Source organism: Saccharomonospora saliphila YIM 90502 (assembly GCF_000383795.1).
In the GTDB taxonomy this organism is placed as follows: Bacteria; Actinomycetota; Actinomycetes; order Mycobacteriales; family Pseudonocardiaceae; genus Saccharomonospora; species Saccharomonospora saliphila.
On sequence record NZ_KB912705.1, the window covers coordinates 80,259 to 88,084 of the forward strand.

Below are 7,826 nucleotides of genomic sequence, written 5' to 3' on the forward strand. Positions count from 1 at the left end.
GGGAACCGGGCGCGGCACGGGCGGCGGCACGGGCACCGGCAGCGGGACGGGCACCGGAACCGGCACCGGGTCCTACCCCGGAAAGCCACGCAGGACGTCGTCCCGGCGCTCGCGGCGTGGCAGGCTCGGCGCGGGACTGGTGGAGGTGCCGCAGGTTCCCTACCGCGACCCGGCCGAGGCCGTGCTCGACGACCCGGTGGTCGCCGAGGAGAAGCGCTACTGCGGTCACTGCCACGCCAAGGTCGGCAGGAGCGCCGACGGCCGTCCCGGCAGCCCGGAGGGCACCTGCGCGAAGTGCGGCACGCCGTACTCGTTCGTGCCGAAACTGCGCCCGCACGAGCGGGTCGGCGGCCAGTACGAGGTCATCGGCGCGCTGGCCTACGGCGGTCTCGGCTGGATCTACCTCGCGGCCGACCACAACGTCAGCGGTCGCTGGGTCGTGCTCAAGGGACTGATCAACACCGGCGACGCCACCGCCGTCGCGGCCGCGGTGAACGAGACCCGCTTCCTCGCCGAGGTCGAGCACCCGAACATCGTCAAGATCTACAACTTCGTCCAGCATCCGGACCCGGACACCGGCAACTCCGTCGGCTACATCGTCATGGAGTACGTCGGCGGGCAGTCACTGCGCCAGCTCGCGCTGGCCCACCACCGGGAGAGCGGCCGGGCCGAGCCACTGCCGATCGGCCAGGTGATCGCCTACGGGCTCGAGATCCTGCCCGCGCTGGGCTACCTGCACAACCAGGGCCTGCTGTACTGCGACCTCAAGCCGGACAACGTCATCCAGACCGGTGAGCAGCTCAAGCTCATCGACCTGGGCGCGGTCCGGCGCACGGACGACTACTCCAGTCCGTTGTTCTTCACCAGCGGCTACAGCGCGCCGGAGCTGCCGACCCAGGGCGCCTCGGTCGCGTCCGACCTGTTCACGGTCGGCCGCACGCTGGCGGTGCTCAGCTTCGAGTTCACCGGCTACACCAGCAAGTACAAGACCACCCTGCCCAGCCAGGACGACGTCCCGCTCTTCCGGCTGTTCGACTCGTACTACCGCTTCCTGCGCAGGGCCACCCACGCCGACCCGGACCGCCGTTTCGTCTCGGCCGAGGACATGGCAGACCAGCTCACCGGCGTGCTCCGCGAGGTGATGGCCCTCGGAACCGGCACGCAACGACCGGGCTCGTCCACGGTGTTCGGCCCGGAGACCAACACCTTCGGCGCCGAGCTGGTCGTCCCCGAGCACGGCGGGCCGGTCCCGGTGCCGGACATGGGCGAGGTCGTCGCCGGGCTGCCGATTCCGCAGGTGCACACCGACGATCCGGGCGCGGGGGTGCTCGCCACGCTGCTCTCGGCCGACCCGAGGTCCGCGATCACGGCGCTGGCCCACGCGCCGCGCGAGTCGATCGAAGTACGGCTGCGGATCGTGCGCGCGCGCATCGAGCTGGGCGAGCTGTCCGAGGCGAACCGCCAGTTGCAGGCCGCGCAGTACCTCGCGATCAAGTCGGGATTCCCGCACGACTGGCGGGTGGACTGGTACCGGGGGCTCATCGAGCTGGCGGGCGGACGCGCGCGAGTGGCGCACGTGGCCTTCGACTCGGTCTACGACGAGCTGCCCGGCGAGACCGCCCCGAAACTCGCGCTGGCGATCGCGGCCGAGGCCGTGGGCGATTACTTCCGCGCCGCACGGATGTACGAACTCGTGTGGCGCACCGACCGGTCGTATGTCAGCGCGGCGTTCGGCCTGGCACGGGTGTACCTCGCGCAGGGCGGCAGGAAGTCGGCGATCGAGGTCCTGGAAAGTGTCCCCGCGTCCTCGACGCACCACGCCGCCGCCCGGGTCGCCGCGGTCACGATCACGGTCCGGAGGGGGCGCGACGGGCACCAGCTGACCGAGCAGGACCTGGTCGAGGCGGGAAGGCAGGTTGAGGGGCTCTCGCTCGACGCCGAACGCCGGACCCGCCTCTCGGCGGAGGTGCTGGAGGCAGCGTTCGACTGGGTGCGCCGTCACCAGGCCGACCGGCCCGGCACCGCCGTGCTCGGGCGGTCGCTGTCCGAGCGGGACCTGCGTTTCGGTCTTGAGGAGTGCTACCGGTCGCTGGCCCGCCTCGCAGGCGACGAGCGGCAGCGCATCGAGCTGGTGGACCGGGCCAACGCCGTGCGCCCGCGCACACTCACCTGACCCGACGCGCCTCGCTCGCCGGGAAGGGCCCGCGCCGCCTCCGACCACGGGCACGGAGTCCTCGCACCCGGACGCCGCCCGCCTGCGTCTCTAGCGGGATGCCGGGCCCGCGCGCAGTTCGACGACCGTGATGTCCGGCGGTGCACCGACCCGCACCGGCGGCCCCCAGAACCCGGCGCCCCGGGTGACGTAGAGCTGGGTGTCGCCGAAGCGGTAGTGCCCGGCCACCGCGCCCTGTTGCAGGGAGACGGCCAGCTCGAACGGCGAGAGCTGGCCGCCGTGCGTGTGCCCGGCCAGCATGAGATCGACGTCGTGGTCCACGGCGTCGGTCACGTCCACCGGCTGGTGCGCCACGAGCACGGCCGCCCTGCCGGGGTCGCGGCCCGCGAGTGCCGCGCCGACGTCGCCCGGGTCCTGCCACAGGTAGCCGGTGTGGTCGTTGATGCCCGCGAGGTCGAACACCCCGCCGTTGTGCTCGATCACGACGCGCTCGTTGCGCAGCGGCGTCATGCCCAGCGACGGGACGAACTCGACCCACTGCCGGTATCCCACGTAGTACTCGTGGTTGCCGGTGACGTAGAAGGTGCCGTGGGTGCTGCGCAGGTCCGCCAGCGGCTCGGCCGCGTGCGCGAGGTCGGCGACGTCGCCGTCGACGAGGTCGCCCGCGATCGCCACCGCGTCGACCCCTTCGGCGTTGACGAGGTCCACGATCCTGCGAGTGAACGACCGGCCGACGATCGGGCCGAGGTGGACGTCGCTGATCAGCGCGATGCGGAATCCCGCCGCGCGCGGGTCGAGGCGGGGCACGGTGATCGGCGCGTGGGTGACCGTCGGCGGTCCCATCGCGACCGTGACCCCGTAGCCGGTGAGCCCGGTCGCCACGGCCCCGGCCAGCAGGGCCGAACCCCGGGCGAGCACCAGGCGCCGGTCCACCGGCCGACGGCCGGACAGCCGGTCTCCCCCGTCCTCGCCCGTCCGCGACACCTCCGGAGACTCCGCCTCGCCCGGAGTGGCCGGGGACACCACCTCGTCTTCCGAGGTCGGGGACACCACCTCGTCTTCCGAGGTCGGGGACACCGCCTCGGCCTCCGGTGCCCGCCCGTGCCGGACCCACGGCCGCAGCGCCAGGCGTGGCAGCTCCAGCACCAGCAGAGCCAGCAGCAGATAGAAGAACAGTGCCAGCCACAGGTAGCCGGGCCAGGCGAACCATCGCGCGATCTCCGGCGAGACGCTGGTGCCCAGGCTGACCGCGGCCACCATCAGCGCCACCAGCACCACCAGCGCCGCCGTACCCGTCCGGCGCGCGGCCGAACGCCGGGGTGTGGTGTCGCCGACCAGCCGCTTCCAGAGATAGAGGTGGCACAGGACGATCCCGGCGGTCAGGATCGCGAAGACCATCAGGGGTTGATGTCCCAGTCCGAGCGCTGAACGCCGAGGTCACGCACCTGTTCCACGTCGCCGTGGGTGAGGAAGTGCTCGACACCCACGCTGACGAACAGCGCGCGTGCCTCGACCGCGACCGGCCCGTCCTCGGCGTCGAGGCGGCCGTCAGCGCTGACGTAGATCTTGCGGCCCGCGATGCCGTCGAGGCGGGCGACGATGTAGAGGGTGGAACCGACCGGCACGGGCCTGCGGAAGTCGGTCTCCAGCTTGCCGGTCACGGCGGGACGCCGGAGCAGGTTGCCCACGGTGGACCCGAGTGCTTCGTCGAACGCGCACGCGAGCAGCCCGCCGTGTGCCAGTCCGGGGGCGCCCTGGTGCGCGGAGGTGACCGTGAACTGGGAGACGACGACCTCGGGGTCGTCGCTGTCGACGGCCGAGTGGAGGTGCAGCCCGGACTCGACCTCGTCCCCGCAGCCGAAGCACCCGCCGTAGTGGGCCCCCAGCTTGCTGCCCGCGGCGGGCGCGTCGGCGTGCGGCACGGCAGGCTCGACCGCGACGGGCGGCCAGGTGTCTGGATTGCTCACTCCGCCACGTTATCGCCCGTTCGCCGGGATACCGGAGCACCCGGCCCCGGAAGCGGCGAGCGCCACAGCCCCCGGCCGATGCGGCCCGGAGCGTGGCGCTCGCCGTGCGGGACGCGCACGTCAGCTCAGCGCCGACATCCCGGTCCACTCGTCCCAGGAGTAGATCCAGTCGTGGTAGTCGCCGTCACGCGGGGTGAGCGGCTCGGAGCTGCCCTCCACCTCGAAGGGATCACCCATGAGCACACTGTCGTAGTACTCCTTGGCGTCCTCCGGCGCGAGGTTGACGCAGCCGTGCGAGACGTTGCGGTGTCCCTGGTCGCCCACCGACCACGGCGCCGCGTGCGTGAACTCCCCGTTGTTCGAGATGCGCACCGCCCACTGCACCTCGAAGTCCTCGTAGCCGTAGCCGGGATTGTTCATGAAGTAGGTGGCGTGCTTGCTCATCACCACGTGGGTGCCGCTGCGGGTGACACGCCCCGGGTCGGATTCGAGGCCGAAGCTGGCGGGGTAGTCCGCGATCTGTTCGCCCTCACGGAAGACCTTCATCCGGTGGGTCTGGGTGTTGGCCTTGACGATCTGCTCGCGCCCGATCGAGAACGAAACGGTCAGGTCGTTCCCGCCGTAGGCGCCGCCACCCATGTCGACGCCGTAGATGTCGGCGCGCACGTCGACCTCGGTGCCCGGTTCCCAGTACTCCTTCGGACGCCAGTGCGCGGAGGTGCCGTTGTGCATCCACGCCCACGACCCCTCGATCTCCGGGTCGGTTTCGACGTGCAGGGCGCGCTCGACCTCGGCGCGGTTCTCGACCGGGCTCTCGAAGGTGAGCGCGATCGGCATGGCCACGCCGTAGGTCTGGTCGTCGCCCACGTTCGACCGGACGCCGATGGTGCTGCCGGGCGTGACCGTGGAGAACGATCCCTCGATCGCCTGCCGGGTTCCGTCGGCGCCCACCGCGTGCCCGGAAAAGGTGTAGGTCTTGCCGTAGCCGAGCGGCTCGGTGACCGACCAGCTCGCCCGGTCGTCAGTGAGCTGGCCCTCGACCTCCTCGCCCTCCGGGTTGGTCAGGGCGACGGATTCGATGGTGCCGTCGGTCACCGACACGGACACCTCGTCGCGGGGCGCGACGCTCTCGCTGCCCGCCTCGGGCGTGAGCGTCACGGAAGGAGGGGGCGGGGCCTCCGGTTCGTCGCCGCCCTGAGGGGTGCCGCCCCCACCCTCGGCGCCGGTGCAAGCGCTCAGGCCGAGGAGGGCAGCCAGGAGGAGAGCCAGGAGGGCCGTCACCGGCGATCGTGCTGGTGCGGACGTGCGTGTTGTCAAAGCTGAACCCCTTTTCCCCGCGTACCTGACTGACGCTGCCCAATGTCTGTTCGTTGCCCGCCACGAAACGTGATCACACTCACACGTTCGTGAGTGGGGTCGGGTGCGGCGGCGCCGCCGGCCGCGCTCCGTGGTCGCTGGCCGGGCGCTCGGCGGCTCGTGGCACCACTCGTGTGGTTGATCGTCAGACGGACCGTGGACGCAACCCCTCCGCCCAGGATGCGCCCGGTCGGACCAACCACGGGAATGAGGGGTTCGCAAACGCCGGTAGACCGGTAGGCTCGGAGGTGGCCGTCGTTTTGCGTGTTCGTGGCTTCACACTCGCGGAACTTCTGACGCGGGCCGGTAGCCGAACGCGCTGGCGTGCTCGTCTCGTTGGAACCGCCCGGGACGGCCGGGACATCACCCGGTGGTGGTGTCCACGCGGAACAGCAACGAGGAGTACAGCGGTGGCGCAAGGCACTGTGAAGTGGTTCAACGCCGAGAAGGGCTTCGGCTTCATCGCCCAGGACAGCGGTGAGGGCGATGTGTTCGTCCACTACTCGGAGATCGAGGGACGCGGCTTCCGCACGCTGGAGGAGAACCAGCGCGTGGAGTTCGAGGTCGGCCAGGGCCAGAAGGGCCCGCAGGCTCAGAAGGTCCGCACTCTCTGAGGCGGGACATCACAGACGACACCCGGGCCCCCGGCGGACGTTCCGCCGGGGGCCCGGGTGTGTCCGGGTGTGGTGCGTCGAATCGCCGGGTACCGGAACCGGCTCGCGTCGCTTCCCGGGCGCTCGCGCCCGGCCTCGGTGAGGTCAGCGGATGCCGCCGCGCACGTGCTCCGACCACTGCCGGAGGTCGTCGAGGCGGATCTCGTCGGTCGGCGGGTCCTCCGGGTCGCGGGCCACCGGGCCGCGGTGCCGGTCCGCGGCCTGCGCCTCCCACGCGAGCCGTTCGAGGACCCACTCCCGCGCGAGCGCGCGGGGCGAGGTTCCCCGCTCCGCGGCGACGTCCTTCAGTTGCTGGCCCGCGAGCTGGCTGAGCCGGAGCTGGTAGACCTCGGCGTCGCCGAAGCGGTGTCCCGATCCGGTGCTCTCGGGATCGGCCTCGGGCGCGAGAGCGGCGAGGTAGCTGGACAGTTCGTGGTCGTCGTCGGCCGCGTCCGCCTGCCGACCGGGCGCACCGTCCTGGTGGCCTGCTGTGTGCGCGGCCTTGCTCTTGCTCCGGCTGCGTCCGAATGCGGGAAGTGGCACGCCCTCACGATAACGTTCGTGTCTCGACCGTCATGACACTGTGACCCGACCCACACTCACGGTCGCTGGGCTGTCGCGGACCGGCCGCCGTTCGGGCGATCACCGGACCTGTTCGGAGCAGTCTCCGAGGCTGTCGGGTGTGCTCCGCGTACGCCCGCCCCGGGCGTGGTCGGTGCCGAGTCGGCTCGGGCGTGGACGTGCCGGGTGTCGACATGGAGAGGCCCCCGCGCCAGGGGGAGGAACGCGGGGGCCGGAGGGGATCTCCACAGGCGCTGACCGGGGGTGTGTCAGCACCACGATTCTTACACGATGAGACGCCGGACCGCGAGTGGTGACAGCAAAAAACCCTGCCGAGCTGTCACCCGTCCGTTGCCGGACGTTCATCCGTGGGGGAATGCCCGATCGGAGGTCTCAAGGTCGTCGCCCGGAACTCAGCGTGGCGGCGAGTTCACTCTCCGGGGGGCTGCGGCCGTTCTCGCGCGCTCGTTAGCCTCGCGGCCACATCGACGAGCCCCGAGGAGGAGCCATGAGCAGGTCGGCGGAGATGCGGCAGTTCCTCCTTCGATACGAGGGAGAAGGGCAGGGAGCGCGGTACAGCGGTGTACCGGCTCAGCGGGCCGACCAGGCGGAGGCTCCGCGAGTCTCGGACGACCAGGTGCGCCGCGCCCGGGTCGCCGTGGCGCACGGCGCGCACGGGAGGCAGGACTGCGCCCGGCTGCTGGAGATGCTGGGGCTGGCCCCGGACGACGACGGAAACGTGCCGGTCCAGCGCTGACGGGACGCGCGCACGTACTCGTACTGCCCAGGTGCACACCCCCTGGTCGTGCACCTGGGCAGTACGGGGTCAAGTTACTGGTCCGGACCGCTCGCGGGCAATCGATTCCCGCTGATCATCCGGCGATGCAGGAAATCCTTTCACATTCGCGAACACGACAGCAGGTTTTTCATAACACTGTTGAGCCGTACGGACGCTCTCCGTGGCCCCGCCCGTGCGGCTTGCGACATGGATCCGACGCGGTCCCGTGGACCTGGTCCGACGCGGTGGGACGTGTCGCGGTCCCGCGTGCGGGTGCCGGGCCGGGCGTCGGGCTCCCGTTCCGCCTGGCGACGGCGGGCGGCCCTGAGACTGCCAAG

7 protein-coding genes are annotated in these 7,826 nt (G+C 71.3%); 3 read left to right on the forward strand and 4 right to left on the reverse strand.

The window, feature by feature from the left end:
• On the forward strand, positions 1 to 2,173 hold a 2,173-nt coding region (locus SACSA_RS0117035; protein WP_232212983.1), incomplete at its 5' end, for a serine/threonine-protein kinase.
• Positions 2,174 to 2,263: 90 nt separating this feature from the next.
• On the opposite strand, the gene SACSA_RS0117040 is transcribed toward SACSA_RS0117035, so the two are convergent.
• The 3 genes from SACSA_RS0117040 to SACSA_RS0117050 all read right to left on the reverse strand — a co-directional run bounded on the left by SACSA_RS0117040 (position 2,264) and on the right by SACSA_RS0117050 (position 5,457).
• The gene (locus SACSA_RS0117040; RefSeq protein ID WP_019818952.1) at positions 2,264 to 3,571 is read right to left on the reverse strand and encodes a metallophosphoesterase; all 1,308 of its coding nucleotides are present in this window, start codon (positions 3,569 to 3,571) and stop codon (positions 2,264 to 2,266) included.
• Positions 3,571 to 4,140 (reverse strand): PaaI family thioesterase, encoded by a 570-nt coding sequence (locus SACSA_RS0117045; protein ID WP_019818953.1) that lies wholly within the window; start codon positions 4,138 to 4,140, stop codon positions 3,571 to 3,573. The genes SACSA_RS0117040 and SACSA_RS0117045 overlap by 1 nt, the downstream gene beginning before the upstream one ends.
• Positions 4,141 to 4,260: 120 nt before the next feature.
• Complete coding sequence (locus tag SACSA_RS0117050; RefSeq protein WP_028661968.1) at positions 4,261 to 5,457, reverse strand: L,D-transpeptidase; 1,197 nt, start codon at positions 5,455 to 5,457, stop codon at positions 4,261 to 4,263.
• Between the two features lie 449 nt (positions 5,458 to 5,906).
• Between SACSA_RS0117050 and SACSA_RS0117055 the strand changes: the two genes are divergently transcribed.
• The gene (locus SACSA_RS0117055) at positions 5,907 to 6,110 is read left to right on the forward strand and encodes a cold-shock protein (RefSeq protein WP_019818955.1); all 204 of its coding nucleotides are present in this window, start codon (positions 5,907 to 5,909) and stop codon (positions 6,108 to 6,110) included.
• Between the two features lie 144 nt (positions 6,111 to 6,254).
• On the opposite strand, the gene SACSA_RS0117060 is transcribed toward SACSA_RS0117055, so the two are convergent.
• A complete protein-coding gene (locus SACSA_RS0117060) occupies positions 6,255 to 6,692 on the reverse strand; it encodes a hypothetical protein (protein ID WP_019818956.1) in 438 nt (145 codons plus the stop codon).
• Between the two features lie 526 nt (positions 6,693 to 7,218).
• On the opposite strand from SACSA_RS0117060, the gene SACSA_RS0117065 reads away from it, so the two are divergent.
• Positions 7,219 to 7,467 carry a hypothetical protein gene (locus SACSA_RS0117065; protein ID WP_019818957.1) on the forward strand — a complete coding sequence of 83 codons (249 nt, stop codon included), beginning with the start codon at positions 7,219 to 7,221 and terminating at the stop codon, positions 7,465 to 7,467.
• The last annotated feature ends 359 nt before the right edge of the window (positions 7,468 to 7,826 follow it).

What these genes read in the sequence shown, in the direction of transcription:
- SACSA_RS0117040 (WP_019818952.1), bottom strand. Translation starts at nt 3,571, where the DNA reads ATGGTCTTCGCGATCCTGACCGCCGGGATCGTCCTGTGCCACCTCTAT.
- SACSA_RS0117065 (WP_019818957.1), top strand. Translation starts at nt 7,219, where the DNA reads ATGAGCAGGTCGGCGGAGATGCGGCAGTTCCTCCTTCGATACGAGGGA.